At 52.4% G+C, this 21,395-nt stretch carries 17 protein-coding genes; 4 read left to right on the plus strand and 13 right to left on the minus strand.

The genetic code is table 11. The annotated features are described in order from the left end of the window. Positions 1 to 52 precede the first annotated feature (52 nt). From dprA to dnaG, 3 genes are all read right to left on the minus strand, one after another. Positions 53 to 1,165 (minus strand): DNA-processing protein DprA, encoded by a 1,113-nt coding sequence (gene dprA, locus BUF15_RS06790; protein WP_073612716.1) that lies wholly within the window; start codon positions 1,163 to 1,165, stop codon positions 53 to 55. A gap of 142 nt (positions 1,166 to 1,307) precedes the next feature. Further along, positions 1,308 to 2,984: a sigma-70 family RNA polymerase sigma factor gene (locus BUF15_RS06795; protein WP_084553604.1), complete on the minus strand. Its 1,677-nt coding sequence runs from the start codon at positions 2,982 to 2,984 to the stop codon at positions 1,308 to 1,310. Between the two features lie 263 nt (positions 2,985 to 3,247). Continuing rightward, positions 3,248 to 5,065, minus strand: a complete 1,818-nt coding sequence (dnaG, locus tag BUF15_RS06800) for a DNA primase (protein WP_159441239.1) — start codon at positions 5,063 to 5,065, stop codon at positions 3,248 to 3,250. Between the two features lie 146 nt (positions 5,066 to 5,211). Between dnaG and BUF15_RS06805 the strand changes: the two genes are divergently transcribed. From BUF15_RS06805 to BUF15_RS06820, 4 genes are all read left to right on the plus strand, one after another. After that, positions 5,212 to 5,946, plus strand: coding sequence for a hypothetical protein (locus BUF15_RS06805; protein ID WP_073612718.1), 735 nt, complete (start codon positions 5,212 to 5,214; stop codon positions 5,944 to 5,946). Positions 5,947 to 6,186: 240 nt separating this feature from the next. Next, the gene (locus tag BUF15_RS06810) at positions 6,187 to 7,809 is read left to right on the plus strand and encodes a bifunctional diguanylate cyclase/phosphohydrolase (RefSeq protein ID WP_073612719.1); all 1,623 of its coding nucleotides are present in this window, start codon (positions 6,187 to 6,189) and stop codon (positions 7,807 to 7,809) included. Then, entirely contained in the window at positions 7,806 to 8,696 is an 891-nt protein-coding gene (locus tag BUF15_RS06815; RefSeq protein WP_073612720.1) for an HDOD domain-containing protein, read from the plus strand. Before BUF15_RS06810 ends, BUF15_RS06815 begins: the two co-directional genes overlap by 4 nt. Beyond that, complete coding sequence (locus BUF15_RS06820; RefSeq protein ID WP_234981129.1) at positions 8,693 to 10,387, plus strand: ABC1 kinase family protein; 1,695 nt, start codon at positions 8,693 to 8,695, stop codon at positions 10,385 to 10,387. The genes BUF15_RS06815 and BUF15_RS06820 overlap by 4 nt, the downstream gene beginning before the upstream one ends. Positions 10,388 to 10,406: 19 nt before the next feature. On the opposite strand, the gene BUF15_RS06825 is transcribed toward BUF15_RS06820, so the two are convergent. The 10 genes from BUF15_RS06825 to ychF all read right to left on the minus strand — a co-directional run bounded on the left by BUF15_RS06825 (position 10,407) and on the right by ychF (position 21,048). Continuing rightward, entirely contained in the window at positions 10,407 to 12,113 is a 1,707-nt protein-coding gene (locus tag BUF15_RS06825) for an FAD-dependent oxidoreductase (RefSeq protein ID WP_073612722.1), read from the minus strand. Positions 12,114 to 12,382: 269 nt separating this feature from the next. Then, positions 12,383 to 13,159 (minus strand): triose-phosphate isomerase, encoded by a 777-nt coding sequence (locus tag BUF15_RS06830; RefSeq protein WP_073612723.1) that lies wholly within the window; start codon positions 13,157 to 13,159, stop codon positions 12,383 to 12,385. Then, positions 13,128 to 13,430 carry a DUF167 domain-containing protein gene (locus BUF15_RS06835; protein ID WP_073612724.1) on the minus strand — a complete coding sequence of 101 codons (303 nt, stop codon included), beginning with the start codon at positions 13,428 to 13,430 and terminating at the stop codon, positions 13,128 to 13,130. The genes BUF15_RS06830 and BUF15_RS06835 overlap by 32 nt, the downstream gene beginning before the upstream one ends. 15 nt (positions 13,431 to 13,445) lie before the next feature. Then, positions 13,446 to 14,327, minus strand: a complete 882-nt coding sequence (locus tag BUF15_RS06840) for a DivIVA domain-containing protein (RefSeq protein ID WP_073612725.1) — start codon at positions 14,325 to 14,327, stop codon at positions 13,446 to 13,448. Between the two features lie 140 nt (positions 14,328 to 14,467). Beyond that, positions 14,468 to 14,767, minus strand: a complete 300-nt coding sequence (locus tag BUF15_RS06845) for a YggT family protein (RefSeq protein ID WP_073612726.1) — start codon at positions 14,765 to 14,767, stop codon at positions 14,468 to 14,470. 91 nt (positions 14,768 to 14,858) lie between these two features. Next, positions 14,859 to 16,802 (minus strand): methionine--tRNA ligase, encoded by a 1,944-nt coding sequence (gene metG / locus BUF15_RS06850; RefSeq protein WP_073612727.1) that lies wholly within the window; start codon positions 16,800 to 16,802, stop codon positions 14,859 to 14,861. Positions 16,803 to 16,861: 59 nt separating this feature from the next. Beyond that, the gene (locus BUF15_RS06855; RefSeq protein ID WP_327021854.1) at positions 16,862 to 17,761 is read right to left on the minus strand and encodes a PSP1 domain-containing protein; all 900 of its coding nucleotides are present in this window, start codon (positions 17,759 to 17,761) and stop codon (positions 16,862 to 16,864) included. 107 nt (positions 17,762 to 17,868) lie between these two features. Then, positions 17,869 to 18,876 (minus strand): DNA polymerase III subunit delta', encoded by a 1,008-nt coding sequence (gene holB / locus BUF15_RS06860; protein WP_073612729.1) that lies wholly within the window; start codon positions 18,874 to 18,876, stop codon positions 17,869 to 17,871. A gap of 35 nt (positions 18,877 to 18,911) precedes the next feature. Further along, positions 18,912 to 19,934, minus strand: coding sequence for a 3'-5' exoribonuclease YhaM family protein (locus tag BUF15_RS06865; protein ID WP_073612730.1), 1,023 nt, complete (start codon positions 19,932 to 19,934; stop codon positions 18,912 to 18,914). A 16-nt stretch (positions 19,935 to 19,950) separates the two neighbouring features. Further along, a complete protein-coding gene (gene ychF / locus BUF15_RS06870; RefSeq protein WP_073612731.1) occupies positions 19,951 to 21,048 on the minus strand; it encodes a redox-regulated ATPase YchF in 1,098 nt (365 codons plus the stop codon). Positions 21,049 to 21,395 lie beyond the last annotated feature (347 nt).

Raw genomic sequence — 21,395 nt, forward strand, 5'->3', positions numbered from 1 at the left:
ATCGGCACCCCTGCCGTTTAATTCTGCTGCAAGAGGCCCGTTTCTAATATTATTACGCCAACCGTCGGACCTGATCACCGGCCACCATTTCGATATGGCCTTCAAGTTCAAGAAAAAGGAGTAATTCGCTGAGTCGTGCCGGAGTCAATCCCGTTCGCTCACACACCTCGTCGCGCGACAGGGGATAGGCATCAAGTTGCTCTAACAAAGCCACACCATCCGGTTCAAGACCTGAATAGGGATCACCTTTCGGCTGTTGCCCTGAGCAACCGTTGGCAGCAATTCCCCACTGCAATTCCTCGACAATATCACTGCCACTTGCCACCAACTTGGCACCTTCCCGCAGTAGCCAGTGTGCACCTTCGCTTTTCAGAGAGTCAATCTGGCCGGGGACCGCGAATATCTCCCGCCCAAAATCGAGGGCCATCTGGGCGGTGATCAGCGATCCTGATTTACGGGCCGCCTCGACCACCACAACACCCTGACTCAAACCGGCAATGATCCTGTTGCGTGCGGGAAAACGAAACCCATCAGGTTTGGTTCCCAAAGGGTATTCGCTCAACAGCAGTCCTTTAGCCCGCAACTGATCGTACAACGTACGATTCTGGCTGGGATAGATAACATCTAGACCACTGCCGAGTACCGCAATAGTTCGCCCTTCGCTCTTTAATGCGCCGTAATGCGCCTCTGAATCGATACCAAGCGCCATCCCGGATACAACGGTGACACCATAGGTGGTGAGATTTTCAGCCAGCAGCCAGGCGGCCCTTCGACCATAGGTGGTGGCCGAACGAGACCCAACCATTGCCACACAATGGCTTCCCATAAGGGCAACATCGCCCAGTGCATACAAAACAAGCGGCGGATCGGGAATTTCACGAAGTCGGTCAGGATAACGGGGATCTACCAGAGACACGATCTCACCGCCAAGCTTCTGCATGCCCGCAATCTGCCTGGCAGCAAGCTCTCTTAATTCAGGCAGCCTGGCAAAACCTGTCAACTGGCTGGACCTGATTCCGTCGGTTGCTGCCAGCTCTTTAGCTCCAGCGCCCAAAACCTTGGCCGGCGAACCGAAACGATCCAGCAATCTGGCAGCACCGGCTGGGCCAAGTCCGGGTATCAGGCTGAGACAGAGCCAATCGTTGGTCGCAGCATTTTCAGACATGTTGCTCCTGGAAAAGCGAATGGCACAGGCCCTTAGAAAAAGACCAGTGCCACTCGGTGTTTGAAAAACCGGCGGGCGACGAGGGGTTATCCTATCCTGCGAAAACGTATTCCGCAGCCCCGGTGCCATCGACCTCCTCCGGTTACCGGTCGGTCATAAATACCCGCAATTCCTCAATACGCGATGGATGCTTCAGCTTGGAAATGGCCTGTGCTTCGATCTGGCGGATACGTTCACGGGTAACGGCAAAGCAGCGGCCGACCTCCTCGAGGGTGTGATCATACTCGACATTGATACCATACCGCATCCGCAACACCTTGGCTTCCCTCGGGGAGAGCGAAGACATTACCTGATTGAGACATTCTCGCAAGCTGTTGATCATCGACTGGTCGTCTGGTCCCACCCGATCATGATCCTCAATAAAGTCACCGAGAAAGGTCTCTCCGTCATCACCGACTGGGGTATCGAGGGAAATAGCGTCTTTTGCTATTTTCAGTGCTGATTTGACCTTCGTCACATCCGAACCGAGCAGATCCGCCATCTCTTCCGGGCTCGGCTCCCGATGCTCTTCCAGCAGAAAATCCTTGGAAACCCGGAGCAACCGGTTAATGGTCTCTATCATATGGACCGGCAGCCTGATGGTCCGTCCCTGATCGGCAATGCCACGGGTGATGGACTGACGTATCCACCATGTGGCGTAAGTGCTGAACTTGTAGCCGCGATGGTAGTCGAACTTTTCCACCGCCTTCATCAGGCCAATATTCCCTTCCTGGATGATATCCGAGAACTGGAGGCCCCGATTGACGAACTTTTTGGACACGGAAATAACCAACCTGAGGTTGGCCCGGACCAGCGCCTCTTTGGCATGCTTAGTCATCTCCCGGCCTGATTCTATCTGATGCAGAAGTTTCTGCAGTCTTCTACCGTCAATACCAGCTTCACAGATAAACTGCCGGTTGACCTGCTGTTCGATCACTTCCGGCGCAAGCTCCTTGCCACCGCCTGCCGCGGCAAGCTTGTGCGCACCCATTATCTCCACAAAGATTCTGCGGAATTTTTTCGAAAGCTCTTCAAGGCCAGCGGCAATGGCATTCACACACTCACCGCAGACAACTTTGCCGCCAAACAGCCCGGCGATCTCCTCACCGATTGCGATCACCTCATTATAGAGATGCTCCACCTCTGCTTGGTCTTCCCCCATCGTCTGCAACTTCCGGAGAAGATCAACCCGTTTGCGGTCAAGATTTTCTGCCTGTTTCACTCTCTCGACAAACCAGGTGCTTTCCGAGACGATCATGTCGGCATCATTATCGGGAACTCCCATCAATACCTGACAGATTTTCCCTTTATTCTTTTGCAGGTCGCTTGCCAGCTCCTGTAACGGTGGTATGGCCAGAAGAGTCTGAAAGGTGCTGTTCTGAACCTGCTGTTTCCCTTCCTCCATCATCCGGGCAAGCTTGAGTTCTTCATCGTGGCTCAACAGGGTCAACGTCCCCATCTCCCGCAGATAAATGTTCATCGGGTCAATGGAGTGAGTGCCGTTTTTGCCAGCGTCCGGCATCCTTGAAGCTCTCCGGCGGTCATTGCGTCGTCGATCACTGAAAAGAGTTGCGCGTCTGTCCTTGGCTTCCTTACCCCGCCGTTCTTCAAATTCCCCTTCCGCAAAATCAACCGGAACAGGAGTCTCTTCGGCGTCGAAAATGCCGGTCAGGTCATACATGGCAGGATCATCCTCATCAATATCGACAGAATCATCCGTTTCCAGTGACTCCTTATCAAGTTCCTGCTCACCATCCAAATACTGATCGTCAAATTTCATTCAACTCTCCCAATCCTCTCCGTACTGCTGCTGGACGACGTTCTTCCAGACAACCCCTATACTCCCCTGAAATCGCTGATATTGCAGCGATGAACAACCATGATCAGAAAGGCACACAATGTTACAATGCTCACTGCCAGACAAAAATGTCAAGAATATTTTTTGTTTACTACCCGAAACATGCCATTTTAATCCTAACCTGTCATGAGAGCTGAAACAATGGCTCGTCATAACCCGATAGAGAATTCCTTTCCTCCCAACAGTCAGGCATTTTCGACCCCCTGCAGAGCTCGATCAATCCGCTGTTTTTCCCGGAGCAGTTCCTGAAGCTCGGCGAAGTTACCTGTGGATTGCACAGCATTGATCTTTTTCAGCAACCTCTCCGATGAGCGCTGCAAACCATACTGACGTATCCATTGCAGCAACTCGACTATCTCCTCTTCATCTAGTTCGGCCTGATTTTCACTGCCACCATCATTCGTAGCCTCCAGGAGCATGTTGCTCACCATGGTTCGCTCAGCCCCCTCCGGTAACACAGAGAGAAGTTCTTCCGGCTCAACCTCCTCCCTGGTATCAATCAGACGACGCAACTGTAAAAAGAGGATCTCACCGACGCTGCCCACCAGACAATCCCGAAGTCCGCCTTCTGCAAGGCGAGTAAAAAACCTGGGGTTAAGGACCATAAAGGCAACCAGCCGTTTCTGGGCTGCTGTCAATGGTTCAACGTTCTCCGGCCGCCGTTTCACAGTAACCATAGAAGCCTGCGGAACCTCGACCGGTACCGGTTCAGGCCTTTCCAACATGGTATCCAGTTGCTCGGGTGAAAGGCCCAGTTGCTCGGAAAAATGGGAGATTATCACCGTTCGCTGCAGCGGTGATGCGGCAGCTTTAACCAGAGGCCGCAAAGCTTCGACAATCCGACTTTTGCCATCCAGGGTAAGACCGAATTCGGCTACCAGCTGCTTGAAGGTAAACTCAGGCAAGGACTCTGCACCTTCCACCAGCCGACGCACCGCCTCTATCCCCTCTTCACGGACAAAGGTGTCGGGATCATGCCCTATTGGCAACAACGCCACCCTTCCAGCCACCTGTTCCGCCAGAAAATGCGGAACCGCGCGCACAGCGGCCTTTACACCAGCCTCATCACCATCAAAAAGCAGCACCACATTATCGGCAAAGCGCTTCAAGAGGCGCAGCTGCTCACGAGTCAGGGCCGTACCTAACGGGGCGACAACATTCTCACAACCATGGCAGACCAGTGAAACCAGATCGAAATTCCCTTCAACGATAATGGCCTGATTTTGAACCCGAATGGCATCCTTGGCCTGATACAGCCCAAGAAGAAGTTTACTTTTTATATAGATGCGACTCTCAGGAGAGTTGAGATATTTGGGCTGCCCTTCGCCAATAATCCTGCCTCCAAACCCACAGACCCGCCCGCTCAATTCCTGGATCGGAAAAAGCACCCGGTCCCGGAACCTGTCGTACACTCCGCCTCGCTCATTGCGGACCAGAAGCCCCGCTTCCAGCGCTGCCGCCTGCTCGCCCTCGGCCAACTGATGTGAGAGAAAGTCCCACCCAGAGCTTTCCACTGCCGGGGCATAGCCAAGACCGAAACGTTTACGAATCTCCTGGGGAATACCCCGTTTTTCCAGATATGAACGGGCAACAGCCGCCTGGGGGGCATCAGCTAGAAAACGGCTGTAGATTTCCGCAGCCTTATCGCTCACCTGAAACATTTCCTTGCGCTGTTTTTCCTGCCGTTCCTGCTCGGGAGACTGCGATTTTTCAGGCAAACTGATCCCGTAGCGGCCGGCCAACTCTTTCAGGGCCGAAGGAAAATCCAGGTTATGGTACTTCATGAAATACGTGAAGACGTCACCGGACTCACCACAGCCAAAGCAATAAAAGAACTGCTGTCCGGGATGAACCGAAAAGGAAGGTGACTTTTCACCGTGAAAGGGGCAGAGACCAAGGAATCGGGCGCCACTTTTTTTCAGATCGACAGTTTCACCGATGATCTGTACAATATCAGCACGGTCCTTGACCCGGGCGACTATTTCCTCTCGTGATTCCTGCAAAGACATTCCACCTTGATACATACTGGGAGGGGGGGGGAAACTACAACACTGGCGGTAAATATACTCATTAAGCGGGAAACAGGCCACGGAAATTGTGGCAATGTTACCCCAGAAGCCATATCCCTCTACTCTTTTTCCTGCCTGCCATGGAAGACATCACCGATATTCTCGCCTTCGAAGTAAAAAAAGAGATGGCGGATCGATACTTTGGTTTTCGAAAAAGAATCGAGGACGATACCGCCGCCTATCTGCATCGGTTGACCATTTCCTCTCTTGAGTTGGAAAACGCCATCGGCTTCATCCTAATCCGGCTTTACATCCTGATGCACAATAAATCTCTGATTTCAACCTTTCTCAATCTGACCGGGCTGCCGCAGGATCTTTTCTATGATCCCTACCTGCTCGAATCACCCACCATTAGAAAACGGGTCTTCGCCGGCGCGACCATCCGGGGCTTTACCCAGAAAGGCCGGTTCACCAACATCTTTCTTGACAGTTACGACCAATTGGCAAAACATATACAAGAGTATCGTGAAACCCTGGAAGAACTGACCGAAGAACAGGAAACTATCCGCGAAGAGATCAACCTTTTTTACCGTAAAAACGATATCGACACCATCCTCAGCTTTATCAGACGCCTGGACAACCCGAACGGCGGAACGATGAACACGATGAATCCTCCGGAAAACCCTGCGTTACGGCACGGCCTTGCCGATCAGATGCGTCTCCACCCACCATTGCCCGCCTGTGAAGTACTGCCGACGCTACCGCTTTTGCCTGATAAAAAGAGTATACTCAGGCAATTGAAAAAAATTGCCGATACGGCCTTTCACGATGCAAGGTCCCTCGATCTGAAAACACTCACGAAACCTCAGGACTGACCGACCGCCCCCCCAACTAGCGATTTACATTCCGACACCAGCAGCATGGTAGTTGAAATACAATCGGGTTATAGGCTTTCCAAGGTTTTTCCATGAACAATCCAACCAAACTGTTAACAACTTAAATACATTGCTTTTCCGACCAGACAACAGCTATACTTTAAGCGGTATCCTTAGGAACCGTTTCCAGCCCACCTATCGGACTGGAAGCAACCGTTACCCTTTTGTCGTGGCCTCCGGATGAACAACACCCTGCTCATATTCTCAGAAGACCGGGAAAAAGTCAGTGTATATGAAAATATGCTCAGTTCCGCAGGCTATGACACGGTCACAATTGCACCAAACGCAACCATTGAGCCCTCCCTGGCCGATCGTATCTTTCTCATTCTTGTCCCGGACTGCACCTCCGACCCAACACCCACAATAGCCAAATTGCCACTGCCCGGTTTTCTGCCAGTGCTTGTTCTCGGTGACACAGTCGACCCGCCTGACTTTCTCGCCACGAAAGAGATATCCCGGCTTATTGATTATCTGGGAGGCAAACTGCAGGAAAGAGCCCTGCTCGTCAGAATTGATTTTCTAAAAAAAGTGGCCAAGCTGGGACACGAGCGGGACAGCTACCTTCAGCATCATGAAAATTTCCTCGACTGGTTCTCACTCCGCGACGGCCTGACGGGACTCTTCAACCGCCACCACTTCAATCGTCTCTTACCAAAACACTTTGTCGGCGCAATGACCGATAACTCAGATTTGTCGCTGCTCCTCATTGATATCGACTATTTCCACGATATCAATGCAACCTGCGGTCGGAGCTTTGGCGATTTTGTCCTCAATGAGCTGGGAGCCAGAATCACCCAGACAACTCGTAAGGATGACGTATGTTTTCGACTTTCCGGTGGCGAATTTGCAGTATTGATGCCCGGAATCAATCTTGCCGGAGCCAGGGAAACCGCCAATGAACTCTTAGCCTGCTGTGAGAACAAACCGTTTATCCGCAAGACATTACAGCGCACAGCCACACTCTCCATCGGCATTGCATCGCTCACCACCCACCGTCCAACTTCCGTCGACGAGTTCGTTAACATGACGGACACCGCCTTATTCAAGGCCAAGGCTGAAGGTCGCAACCGGGCATACGTTTATGCACCCCTCGAGGCCGGTGGAATATCGCCGGTGGAAGGCAGCTTTGATAACGTCAAGCTGGCAATTAACCGACTTCTTGACAAAACGCGCAACTCGACCATCTCTTCGCTGCAGCTGCTGGCACGCGATATAGCCGGCCCCAGCCACCGTGAGCACCTGGAACGGGTTACAGAGTACATTGATCTGCTCTGCGGCCGGCTTGGCCTCACCGCTCCCATTATCAAGACGCTGCAGAATGCCGCAGTTCTCCACACCAGCATCCGTCACCTGATCCACAATGATCTGCTGATAAAAAAAGAAAAATTCTCTGTGGAAGATCTCGAAGTCATGCGGGACTTTCCCTACAAACTTTCTGAGATTGTTGATATATTTGATTATTTCGCCCAGGAACGTCTCGTCCTGTTGACCCGTACCGAAAAATTTGACGGCAGTGGCTACCCCGACGGTCTCAGAGGGGATGAAATACCTCTTGGCGCACGTATTATCAGCATCATTGATGCCTTTGCCGCCATGGAAGCTAACAGACCATACCGGCCCCGGCTATCACCGGAAACGATTCTCCTTGAGCTGAAAAACGAGGCGGGAAAACAGTTTGATCCCTTCCTGGTTTTGAAACTTCTCGATATAATTGAAGAGCACGACCTGCTCGAGATCAGCGCTGACGATCTGGCAACCATCCGAACAGAATTGCACTCAACACTTGCCAATATGAAATTATGACAGACTCAAAACTCAACGCGATCATCCGTCAGGTTGATAGTTTTCCCGCCCTTCCCGCCACCGTCAACAAGGTTATGGATGTCACCGGCAATCCGGAAAGCACGGCCCAGGATCTGATGCGGGCCATCCTGCCCGACCAATCCATGTGCGCGACCATATTGAAAATCGCTAACTCCGCCTTTTTCGGGATGCCACGTGAGGTTGCCACCATGGAAAAAGCGGTGGTGGTGCTCGGCTTCAACGAAATCCGAAACATCGTCCTCGGGAAAGCGGTTTTCACATCATTTCAGAAGATGCCCAAACAGAACCGGGAGGAAACAAACCTCTTCTGGGAACACAGCTTCACCTGTGGCATCGCTGCCAAGATCATTGCCGAGAATGTTGGTCAATCCCCCAGCGAAATGTTCATTGCCGGCCTCATCCACGACATCGGCAAGCTGGCAATGCTCATGACATTTCCCCAGGACTATATCCTCCTCTTCGAGCTGACCAAACCGCACCAGTTCAGAAGCGTCATCCACGAACATGAGGAGTTCTCTGCCAGCCACGACGAAATCGGCTTGCGCATTCTCAAACGCTGGCTTTTTCCCGAAAACCTGGTCTCAGCTTGCGGTTATCATCATCATCCGGATCAGGCTCCGAACCACGTGAGACAGCTGGCAATCATCGTCCAGATGGCGGATATGCTGTCACTCATGCACTGCAGTCCCGATCGTCTTGAGTCATCGGACATCACTACCATTTTCGAGGATTTCCTTCCTGAATGCCAGGAGATCTGGGAAGCCGGTAATCTTGTCTGGGATCCGGTGAAAATTGGAGAATGGTATGCATTGCTGCAGGAACAGCGCAAACGGGATCAGGCCGTGCTGGATATCATGATGTCATGATGAAGATCGGCACCATCAAACGAACCATACGCTCCACCAAACGCCTGGCGGAAATCATCAAGGTTCTCTCACGGTTCGGTTTCCAGCAGGTGGTACTCGATACCGGCCTTCACCGGGTTCTCGACAGTGTCAAAGAGGACTGGACCAGCGACATCGCCCCCTCGGCAGCAAACCAGCCACGAGCTGTACGCTTTCGGATGGTACTCGAAGCCCTGGGCCCGACCTTCGTCAAAATCGGCCAGATCCTTTCTACCAGGCCCGACCTCATCCCGGAAGAATGGGCCGAAGAGTTGAAAAAACTGCAGGACCGCTGCTCCAACGTCCCCTTTTCCTCGATCTATGAGGTGCTGGAAAAAGAATTCCCCACCTCCCTCGACACCCTTTTTTCCTCCATCGAAGAAACACCGTTGGCGGCCGCATCCCTTGCGCAGGTGCATAGGGCCAGACTGGTCGATGACAGTGAAGTGGTCATCAAAGTGCTGCGCCCCGGCAGCCGTAAGATGGTAGAAGAGGACATGACCCTTCTGGAGTCGATTGCCCAGTTGGTCGAACAATATTTTTCCGATCTCGGTTACAGCCCGACCTCGGTTGCCAAGGAATTTTCGCGGGAATTGTTAAAAGAGTTGAACATGGTGAACGAGGGTCAGGCCACGGACCGGCTCCGGCGCTATTTCGAACATGACAGCACTGTCTATTTCCCGCGGGTCCACTGGCAGGCCACGACCCGTAACATCCTGACCCTGGAGGAGATCAAAGGCCGACTCCTCTCAACCTTGCATCCCGATGACCTCAGCCGTGAGGAGCGGCGTGCTATCGTGGCCCGCGGCACCGACGCGGTTTTTGCCCAGTGTCTCCAATACGGCTTCTTTCATGCCGACCCTCATCCGGGCAACATAATTTTGAAAGATGACAATTCCATCTGCTTTATCGACTGCGGCCTGACCGGTCAACTCGACCGGCAGACCACCGAACATCTTATCGATCTGGTGGCGGGAATTATTCAGGGAAATATCGACAAGCTCTGCCGAGTTGTAATCGAACTGACCGATGTCGACCCCGTTATTACCGACCGGCGCGATTTCAGAACCGATGTCAAGCATCTCAGCAGTCATTTCCAGTCTACTGACCTCGCCCATCTCGATATAGCGTCCCTGCTCTCCGAATTTTTCAGCATGCTCCAGCGGTATAAAATCAGGTGTCCCGGCGACCTTATCCTCCTCACCAAGGCCTTGACCACCATCGAAGGGGTAGCTGAGCAGTTCGACCCAACTTTTGATGTGCTTTCCCACGTGGAGCCGCGGATCCAGAAGATCGTCATGAGTCGCTACGGCTTCTTTGCCATGAAGGACCGGGTGCAGAAGACTCTCACCAACTATCTTGAGCTGTTTGAGGAGATGCCGGGTGATCTTCAGCGCTTCTTAGGTTATTTCCGCCATAGCCGTTTCACCTTGAATCTCGAGCTGAAACGAATTGAGCATCTGGCCGAAAAAATTGACCTCGCCAGCCGCGTCATGGGCATGGCCATGATTATTGCCGCGCTGATCGTCGGCTCCTCCATCCTCATCCTGGCTGACAGGATGTCCGACAAGCCCGGTTTTCTTGGAACGCTCGGCATTATCGGCCTGATCCTGGCCGGCATTAACTCTGCTGGTTTTATCGCCTCGTTTCTCTTGCCAAAGAAACGAAAATAACCGCAATCAACGGAACCTCTTAGACAAAATCCGGATCAATCACTTTGATCATAGCGTAGCCTGCCTGAACAATCTGGGTATTGGTGATGCCCAACGAATCAAGCAGTACCTGGGTTTCATAGGCTCGCGGACCGGTATCACAGAGGATGGAAAGGAGTTCATCCCTTGGAATCTCTGTGATCCTCTGTCGCAGCTCTGCCTGGGGAATATGCAGCCATCTGCTGCCATACTTTTCCCTACCCGCTGCCGCTTCCCTGTCGCCCCGAATATCGAGGACCCTTGTCTTTTCTTCAGAAAACATCGTGAAAAACTCAAGCACATCAACCGGCCGGTTCCTGCCTGAGAGAATATTGTCGAGAACATTGCCAACATTGTTCACCACATCCATTGCCGATGAAAATGGTGGGGCGTAACCGGTTTCAAGTCCACAGATATCATCCACGCCAATACCATGCTCAAGCAGCACAGCGACACTATCCACCCGCGCCTTGACCGCGTTGCCGTTTTTCCCGGTCGCCTGGACGCCAAGCACCTTTCGTGATCGCCTATCGGCCACCAGAATCATGTAAATAAGCTCGGAATTTGGATAAAAGTGTGCATGATCCGCCTGAGCCACAACTGCCGCCACCGGATCATAGCCAGCCTCACGCGCTTTCTCAACCGACAGACCGGCTGTGGCTACTCCCAGATCAAAAACTTTCATGCAGAAAGTACCGACCACTCCGCGAAAATGGCTGCTGCCTCCGGCAATGTTCGTACCTATGATCCGTCCCTGCCTGTTTGCCAGGGAGCCGAGCGGCATAATGGTTTTATCTCCACTCACCAGATGGGTATATTCGGCGCAGTCCCCTCCAGCATAGATGTTCGGATCACTCGTCCGTAATCGGTTGTCTACCAGGATGCCGCCATTGCTGCCGATGGAGAGTCCAGCAGCAGCCGCAAGCTCGGAACTCGGGCGGACGCCTGTTGCCAATACAACTAAATCACAAGGGATATTCTCGCAACCGGTGGACACTGCCAGTGCTCCTGTTTCCGGGTCCTGGGCGATTCGTTCCACTTGCTCATTTAAAAGTACCCGAACTCCATGCTCTTCAAGCTGGCGGGTCACGATGCGGGAGATGTTCTTGCCCAACATCATCGGCAGCACCTTGCCCTCTTTTTCAACAAGTGTTGTCTCCACACCCCAGAGATCAGTGAAGGCCTCCGCAATTTCAACACCTATTGCCCCGGCACCAACGACCACGGCACGGCCGACCTTTCCAGCTTTCATCAGGTTTTTGATCTTTTCCGCCTGGTGCAGATTGGCAACAGTAAATACTCCAGGAAGATCTGTGCCAGGCACAGGGATCCTGGCGGGGTTCGCGCCTGTTGCAAGTACCAGGATATCGTAAGAGATGTTGCCCTTTTCGCCGTTTTTCAGATCCCGCACCTGCAACCGCCGTGCTTTACGATCAATTGCAACAACTTCCATTTCGGTCAGGATATTCACCCTTTTACAGTCTGCAAAAAAGGCCTTGTCCCGTATAGCATGGGAGGTGGTCGAATAGAGATCTTCGAGGTCGTTGATGTCTCCACCAACATAATAGGGAATACCGCAACCACCGTAGGAAATGAGATTGTCCCGATCGATCATGGTGATCACCGCCTCACTGTCCAGTCGTCGCAAACGACACGCCACTTTCGGCCCCAAAGCAACTGCGCCAATAATCACTACCCGCTTTGCCATACATCCTCCCTCTTCGTGATGCTTCGTCTCAGACCGCAACAACGGTCTGCAAACGGAGCAGGATTTCTGCTACCACGAAAACAACATATGCACAAATCTGCTTTTTTTGCCACCTTAATCAACAGCAAAAAAATACCAAATTAACATTTATAACAAATTGAAAATATTAGAGAAATACTACAGCGCAGCACCTGTAGACGGATGTCGTACAGGTCCAGGCAGAAGTCGGTATTCAAGTACTACAGATGAGGGTAGAAAATGACAGGAAATCAGCTTTGGGGACGGGCAAACTGAGCCGCCTGACGACAGATGTCAAGAAAGCTCTCAGGTTCGAGACTGGCCGAGCCCACAAAGACACCGGCAAGACTATCGAGAGCGAGATACTCCCCGGCGTTATCGGGAAGAATTGAGCCTCCGTAGATAATGGCTCGATGAGGAAAGACGTTGCGAATTTCATCCACGGCTTCGCCAACCTTCCCTGCCGACTCAGGAATACGAAAGCTGAGTGCATCGACCGGGCAGTAGGCAACAAGGGCATGACCTGTTTCAAGATCGGACAGCGCGCTCAGCTGGGAAACAAGATACGGGCGGTCGACACAGATAATGGGCTTTAATCCGGCATCGAGCACTTCTGTGATCTTGTTGGTCACGTCCATTTGGGTCTCATGAAAATAGCGTCGTCGTTCGGAATGACCGACAATGACATAATCCACCAGCCCCTTCAGCATATCAGCCGCCACCGCACCAGTATAGCCACCCACCGGAAAAGGCGAGACATCCTGAGCCGCCAGCGACACCTGGTCAAGGTTGAGCTCTTCGAGGTAACGGGCCACCAGCTCCAGACTCAGCAAGGTCGGGGCAATCACGATCTCAACATCAGGGCTCGGTACATACTTCTCGGCGAAGGTATCGAACCAGACCTTCGCCTCGCCTGAGGTCTTGTAACATTTCCAATTTCCCACCACCAGCCGACGCCCCACTCCACCCGCTGGAGGCTGCAGGTCTTTCGTTTTCTCAGTCTGCAAGAATCGACTCAATAAGCCCATGTACTTCCTCCATCGTTTTACCGGATACCTGAAACACCTTGCGCCTGGAAGTCTGCCCGGAACTGAGGTTGATATCGCGCTTGGCAACGCCCAGAACCTTTGCCAGATACCCGGCGACCGCCTGGTTCGCCTTGCCGTCAACCGGCGGACTGGTCACCGCAATCTTCAGTGCATCATCATGAATACCGATGATGCTATTGCGTGAGGCTTTGGGCTGCACATAGACCCGAATCAGTAGTGATCCGTCCCGGTTGATGGCAAGATACGACATTCTCCGATAACCAGGCTATTTCGACTCAAATCCCTCAACTTCCATCGGCTCAAGTCCTTCATCCTCACCAAGCGGGATAGACTGAAACAGCTCAGAGAGATCGTCATCGCTCCCCCCAGCAGCCTCAGCAGGATCAAAATCGAGCTTTTTGAGATAAAAGGTAAGTACTGCTTTCAACTCTTCACGAACCTCCGCCTTTTTGCTGCGAAGTTGCTCAATTTCCACCGGCAGGTTGGCGAGTTCCTGTTCCGCCTCTTTACGATAAATCTCAACCTCGCTGATGGCCTGCTCAAGCATCTGGTCCGCTTCCTCTTTCGCCTTGTTTTTCACATCATCGGCAAAACGCTGGGCTGCAACCAGGGCGGTCTTGAAATCCACCTCTTCCTTTTTGAACTCGGCAACCTGCTTTTCCAGTAACTCGATCTGACCGCGCAGCTTCTCAACCTCGCCGCTATTATCGGAAGCGTCACTTTGATTTTCAGCCAGCCGTCCTCGCAGCTGCTCAATCTCCTCACGCAGTTCTGCCTCCTGGCGTCCCCAGGCTTCCTGCTGCAGGTTCTTCTCCTGATCGGATGCGGCGACCTGCTCTTCCAGACTTGCGATCTGCTTTTGCAGCTCGACAATCATCTCATCTTTTTCAAGAAACTGGATAACACTTTTCTCGGAGCGCTCCTCACGTTGTCGGCTTTCCTCTACGAGATTTTCCCGCTCCTCTTTTAAAGCCTGGACCTCCTCATAGAGTTCAGCATACTCGTCTTCCTGCCTTCGGCGCACCTCATGCAGCTCAAAGAACTCCTCTGCCAGCAGCTCCAGATACGCCTTGACCTCAATGGTGTCGTAGCCCCTGAACTTAACCTGAAATTCCTGATCCTTAATGGCCTGTGGAGTAATCGACATAACAGTTCTCCGTTGCTGGTAAAGTTGACAGACTTGCTAAAAAATGAAAATTGCGGAACAAACACAACTTGCAAATACGGGAAAAACCGCAACGTTGGCTTCATGGTTATCCACGAAACCAACGACTGAAAACAGCAGCCTCAACCCATTCGCATCGCTATCTGTTTCATGGTGGGGACCAGAAAACTCTGGAGAAACATGATCACCATGATGAGTATCATCGGCGAAAAATCTATGCCGCCCATACTAAGAGGCAGCATCCGTCTGATCCGGCCCAAAAGTGGCTCTGTTGCCTCATACAAAAATCGGACAATGGGATTATAGGGATCGGCATTTACCCATGAAATTATAGCCCTGCCGATAATTATCCACATATATGCCGTCAACAGAAAATCAATCAACCCAGCCAGAGCCATCATAAAGTTATTCACCACAAACATGCCTTCCTCACAAAATTTCCCTCAACGTTTCGGGATATAGCCTTGTATTAAACACCCTACTCATCAAAACCGGCCCTGATTGCCATTATCCTCAGGCCACTCTTGAACCCGTCTTCACAAAACCACTCACCGTGGCCAACACCAGCTTTTCCTGACCATCTACTTCAGTTTTCGCGGCCAGCACCATTCCCTGGGAGGGTATTCCCATCAGCTTGGCCGGTTTGAGATTCGCCACAATCAGTACCTGCCGCCCCACCACCTCTTCGGGAGTGTAATGTTCGGCAATGCCAGCAACGATGGTCCGCTCTTCAGGCGAGAGAACCGTCAACTTGAGCAGCCGGTCAGATTTCTTGATTTTTTCAGCGGCCACCACCTCGGCCACCCGTATCTCCACTTCCTTGAACTGGTCAAAGGTGATGATCCCTTCCAGAGGCTCCGATGCAGCCTTTTTCGAGGTTGTCGGTGCGGCTTTGCCTTTTCCCTCTGCCTTTTCCATGTGCTTTTTCACATCAACCCGGGGAAAGAGCGCTTCCACCTCATTTAACGTGGTGCCCGGTTGCAGGACATTCCACATGCCACCCGCCTCGAGTGAATTGACACCAGGACTATCAGCAGCGATACCCAGGCCCGCAACCATTTTGGCGGCAGTCTCCGGCATTACCGGCTGTAAAACCAGGGCAAGCAATCGCAAGCACTCCATCAGGTTATAGAGCACGGTGGCAAGACGGCCGGCAGCAGCCGGATCCTTGGCAAGCGCCCATGGCTCATTGGTGACAATATACTTATTGGCATAACTGACCAGTTCCCAAACTGCCTGAAGACCACGATGGAACTGGAAATCGGCCATGTTCTCACGGTAGAGTGGCAACATCTTTTCGGCCGTCTCCCTCAGCAGCCGGTCGGCCTCTTCTTCCAGACCGGGTTCCGGTACCACTCCATCACAATATTTCTGTAACATAGCCAGAGAGCGGCTGTAGAGGTTGCCAAGGTCATTTGCCAGATCGGAGTTTTTCCGGGCGACGATCGCCTCGCTGGAAAAAGAAGCATCCAGCCCAAATGACATCTCCCGCAAAGTAAAGTAGCGGAGAGTATCGATGCCATATTCCTCAACCAGTTCTTTCGGCCGCACCACGTTACCAATCGACTTGGACATTTTGGTGTTGTCGACGTTCCAGTAGCCATGTACATGCAGTTTTTTATAAAGCGGCACCTCCATAGAGAGCAGCATGGTCGGCCAGTAAATGGCGTGAGGCTTAAGAATATCCTTGGCAATGAGATGTTCGGCCACTGGCCAGAACGTCTGATATTTCTCATCGTCCGGGTAGCCAAGTCCGGTGAGGTAGTTAATCAGGGCGTCAAACCAGACATAGGTAACGAAATTGTTGTCAAACGGCAGCTCGATGCCCCAGGTAAGACGGGTTTTCGGTCGGGATATACAGAGGTCTTCCAGCGGTTCGCTCAAGAACGAGAGCACCTCGTTACGGTAGCGTTCGGGAGTAATGAAATCCGGATTGGCCTTGATATGGTCAATCAACGGTTGCTGGTATTTCGACATCCGGAAGAAATAATTCTGCTCGGCGATCTCCTGTGGTGGCTGCTGATGATCGGGACAGTTGCCGTCAACCAGCTCTTTTTCGGTCAGGAAACGCTCGCAGCCACGGCAATAAAGGCCGGAATACTCATCGAAATAGATGTCACCCTTGTCATAGACCTTCTGCAGAATTTGCTGGACCACTGCAATATGATCGGGGTCTGTGGTGCGAATGAAATTATCGGGCATCACCTGGAGAATGGGCCAGGTGTCACGGAACATGCCGCTTATCCTATCAGCGTACTCCTTGGGTGGCACATTCTCTTTTAATGCCGCTTCGGCGATTTTATCACCGTGCTCATCGGTCCCGGTCTGGAATCGAACTTCCTCGCCGCAGAGACGCCGGAAACGGCTGTATGTATCAGCGACAATGGTGGTGTACGCATGGCCGAGGTGCGGCTGTGCGTTAACATAGTAGATGGGTGTTGTGATATATGAGGTCATAAACTCGTTTTGCCAGGGCAAGCCGATGGGCTGCCGCAATATTGCAGATAATGAGTACGCTAATTATCTTTTTTCTCTTTTTTCGGACCTTTGTCAACCCGGATCACTTCGCACTCCCCCCATTCGGCAGGAGACATCAGTTTTTCCTCACCCTGATCGCTTATCACCAGGAGGGTCTGCTGCAAGGGGTTCTGCCGTTTCACCTTGTACATCTTGCCGGCCACCTTGATTTTTCGGCCCGGTTTGGGCATCGCCTTACGTTGCAAACGATAGGCGTCATACTCATATGTGAGACAGCAGAGCAGTCGGTTGCAAAGGCCGGAGATCTTGGTTGGATTGAGCGGCAGATCCTGCTCCTTGGCCATCTTGATGGAGACGGAATCGAATTTTTTGATAAAGGAGGAGCAGCACAGCTCGCGCCCGCAGGTGCCCATACCGCCAATCATCTTGGTCTCATGACGGACACCGACCTGACGCATTTCCACCCGGGTGCGGAACTCCTGCACCAGATCTTTCACCAGTTCCCGGAAATCGACCCGATTATCGGCAGTAAAATAAAAAATGATCTTACTGCCATTGAAAAACCGCTCCACCCGCACAAGCTGCATCTCCAGCTTATGTCGCTCGATCAGCTGCTCGCAGATGCCATAGGCCCGCTTCTCAAATGGTGCCAGTCCTGCAAAGCGCTCGAACTCGTCGCTACCCGCCTGGCGGGCTATCTCGTGGGTGGCGGGCCAGCTCTCCGGCCGGCAACCACAGATGGGTGCCGGACCGACGATGAGGGCCGGTTCCAGGCCGTGGTCACTTTTCACCATCACAATTTCGTCACGCACCATGCCGGCAATAGACGAAGAGGCGGTAAACATCTGGCCGTCTTCCCGGAAGCGAATCCGGTAATATTCTTGCTGATCGTCCGCTTGCGGAGTATCAATGCTCGGTTCGTCTACATTTTCCGACATAGGATCAAACATCCTCTCATATTTTTCATGTTGACTCGACACACTTCCTGTCAAGCCAGCAGTTCTAGCTGATAACGTGTTTCGTCGGCACACATGTCCGACATCACTTACCGGTGCAGATGAAACATCAACACCTCGCACACCAGGGTGCGGTTGCAGTTGCGCTTGAGCTCTTTTTCTGCCTGGTCGACAGCCTGCAGTTTAGCAAAAAGGGCGTCAGAACTCCAGTTTTTCAAAGGACTGTCCGGAGCAAAGCCAAATCCATACAATTCCGGAGCAGAACCGGGTTCGTGAATGACCATCAGCGTATCCCTGAGCCACAGCCGGATAAGACCGAGAAGCGAAGGCAGGTGCTCTTTCACATCGGCCATTTTTTCAGCCACTTCCAAGAGAACCCCCACATCCCTTTCACCGTCAATTGCGGGATCACAGGCCGCCGCCACGACCTCCTGCAGTATCCCGGTCATCTCCTCCTGATGAAGAAGCAATGCCCGCCCAGGGCTGCCTTCGGCCAACCGGGACAGAAGACGGGCGGTGTCAGCTGCCATTTCAGGTTTTTCTGCCAAGAGAATCTCAACACATTCCGCCTCTGAAAGATTGTAAAATGGGATAACCTGGCAGCGTGAGGAGATGGTGGTGAGCAGTTCCTGCGAGGCTTCGGCCGTCAAAATGAGAAGGTTGCCTTTCGGCGGTTCTTCCAGGGTCTTGAGCAGGCTGTTGGCCGCCTCCTGCCGCATGGTGTGAACATCTTCCATGAGAACCACCCGCAACTCCGATTCGTAGGGTGGATAGCTGAGAGAGCGGCACATCTGCCGAACCTGATCTATCTTGATGGTTCCCTTGTCAGGGCTCACTACCTGGAAATCGGGGTGATTACCCGAGAGAAACTTCCGACAGGAAACACAGCTACCGCAGGCCTTTCCCCGTTCTGAACCCCGGCAATTGAGGGCAGCAGCGACACCACGGGCAAAAAGCCGCTTGCCCACCCCGTCAGGTCCCTTGAAAATGTAGGCGTGCGGCACCCTGTCCGACCCCAGAGTCCGGGAGACGAGTTTTTTGGCCTTCTCCTGGCCACGGACTTCAGTATAACAAAGTATCTGGTTACTCTTCGCCATTCATCACGTCGTGTCGTTGCGATACTTATAGATACTCAGAACAGGGTCTGCTGACGGACTGTCAGGCCCTCTTCTTTTCTCCCAGCCTCTGTCTTTTCGTCCTGCAAAGCGTTGAGGTAGAGATAGCGTTCAAGAGAACGCTGGTAATCGCTCCAGCTCATTTCGGTACTGTTCAATTTTCGCCGCAGCTGCTCCAGTACGTTCATCTTCGAATCAAGCTCGTCAATGTAATTCAGCAGAAAAGCTTCCACAGTCATCGGCACTGTGGGCGAACCATATTCCTGACGGCCATGATGACTTAAAATAAGATGCTGCAGCTGTTCCAGCAACTCTTCCGGGAAATCGGCAATCTGCGCGGCAACCTTGCCCACCATCTCGCTGCCGATGACCAGATGCCCCTTCAACCGCCCCCGGGCAGTATAGTCAATGAGGCCATTTTCCATGTAGAGTTCTTCAATCTTACCCAGATCGTGCAACAGCGCCCCGGCGATCAACAGCGAACGGTCCACACCTTCATAATGGCCGGACAGCATATCAGCAACCCGCGCCATGGACAGGGTATGCTCAAGCAGACCACCAACATAGGCATGATGAATACCCTTGGCGGCAGGAGCGTCTTGAAAGCGATCCCAAATTTCGCCCTTTTTAAAAAATCGGCCAAGGAGTTTTCTGATAAACGGGTTGGTGACCGTGCTGATTATTTTCTGCAGTTCTGCGGCCATTTCGGTACGGCTGTGAATAGTGGCCGGCAGAAAATCTGCCATATCTGTCTCTTCTTTTGCAACCGGGGTCACCTCGTCCACCTTTAACTGCAATTTCTCCCGGTAGGACTGGACCATGCCTTTCACCCGAATACATTCGCCCGGTTGACAGAGCTCCTGGAACCGTTCGGCATTATCCCAGACAGGTCCGGTGAGCTCCCCGCTTTTATCCATGACAGTGAGAATAAGATACGGTTTTCCCGCCCTGGTCTCGGCGAGACGCGCCGACTTGACCAGAAAAAGCTCATCGATCCGATCACCTTCCTGCAGCGTCTCTATGAATATGGTTTTTGCCATAACCCTTGGTTCAATTCTAGACGTTGAATCGAAAATGCATGCAGTCACCATCGGCAACGACATACTCTTTTCCTTCCACCCGCATCAGCCCTTTTTCCTTGGCGCCGTTTTCACCTTTGCAATTAACGAAGTGATCATAAGCGATAACCTCGGCGCGGATAAACCCGTGCTCAAAATCGGTGTGAATCCGGCCTGCCGCCTGAGGGGCTCTCGACCCGACAGGAACAGTCCAGGCTCGTGTTTCTTTTTCCCCGACAGTAAAGAAGGTCTGCAATCCGAGAAGATCGTAACCCGCCTTGATCAGCCGATTCAGACCAGGCTCCGTCATACCGATATCCTGCAAAAATTCCTGCTGCTCCTCAGGCGACAACCGACTCAGTTCCTGCTCGATAGAACCGGCAATAACTACCACCGACGCACCCTCATCTCTGGCCGCCTGTTCCAACCGACGCACAAAATCATTGCCTTCCACCACGTCGTCTTCGGTCACATTGGCCACATAGAGCACCGGTTTGGCGGTCAGCAGCGACAGTTCTTTCATCAGTCGCTCCTCCGCTTCCCCCTGCAGCACCATTTTTCTGGCTGGTTGCCCGGAATCGAGTAGCGCCTGCAGCCGTTCCAGGAATTCAGCCTGGGCCTTTAACCCCTTATCGCCGGACTTTGCCATGGACTGGGCTTTCTTGAGTCGCTTATCAACACTATCAAGATCGGCCATGATCAGCTCCATGGTGATCACCTCCCGATCCCGGTTCGGGTCAACTGAGCCTTCAACGTGGACGATATTGTCATCCTCAAAACAGCGGATGACATGAACAATGGCTTCAACCTGCCGGATATGCCCGAGAAACTGGTTACCAAGGCCTTCGCCCTTGCTCGCCCCCTTGACCAGACCGGCGATATCGACAAACTCCATCTGGGTATTGATTTTCTTTCTTGTCTTGGCAATATCGGCCAAGACATCCAGACGTCCGTCCGGCACAGGTACCACCCCGACATTTGGTTCAATGGTACAGAAAGGATAATTCTCGGCATCAATGCCGGCAGCCGTCAACGCATTAAAAATCGTCGATTTGCCGACATTAGGCAAACCGACGATACCACAACGAAACCCCATTACAGCAACTCCTTACACAGCTATCAGCTCAGGCGCTTTGCGCCTGTCGTTGTACCGTTTTACATTTTAAAGAATGCCAGGTGACAGCTTTTAATCAGGATCGTTTATCGATCCTGCCACTGCCATTGGCGACATTTGCAGCTTTTTCAGACATGGACTGCAAAACAGGGTATGATACACGGAATATCGAGAAAGTGCCCACATTTTGATACGATCGTCATCAGGAAGACAAAGTGCAGATGTTGCTCCCAAAATCGGCAGGTTGCCTGAAAGGCGACAAGTCAGGTATCCTGGACGTACCATGAGTATTTAACAATAGAACGCTGCCAAACCATAACAATCGCACA

The organism is Desulfopila aestuarii DSM 18488 (genome assembly GCF_900143695.1).
In the GTDB taxonomy this organism is placed as follows: Bacteria; Desulfobacterota; Desulfobulbia; order Desulfobulbales; family Desulfocapsaceae; genus Desulfopila; species Desulfopila aestuarii.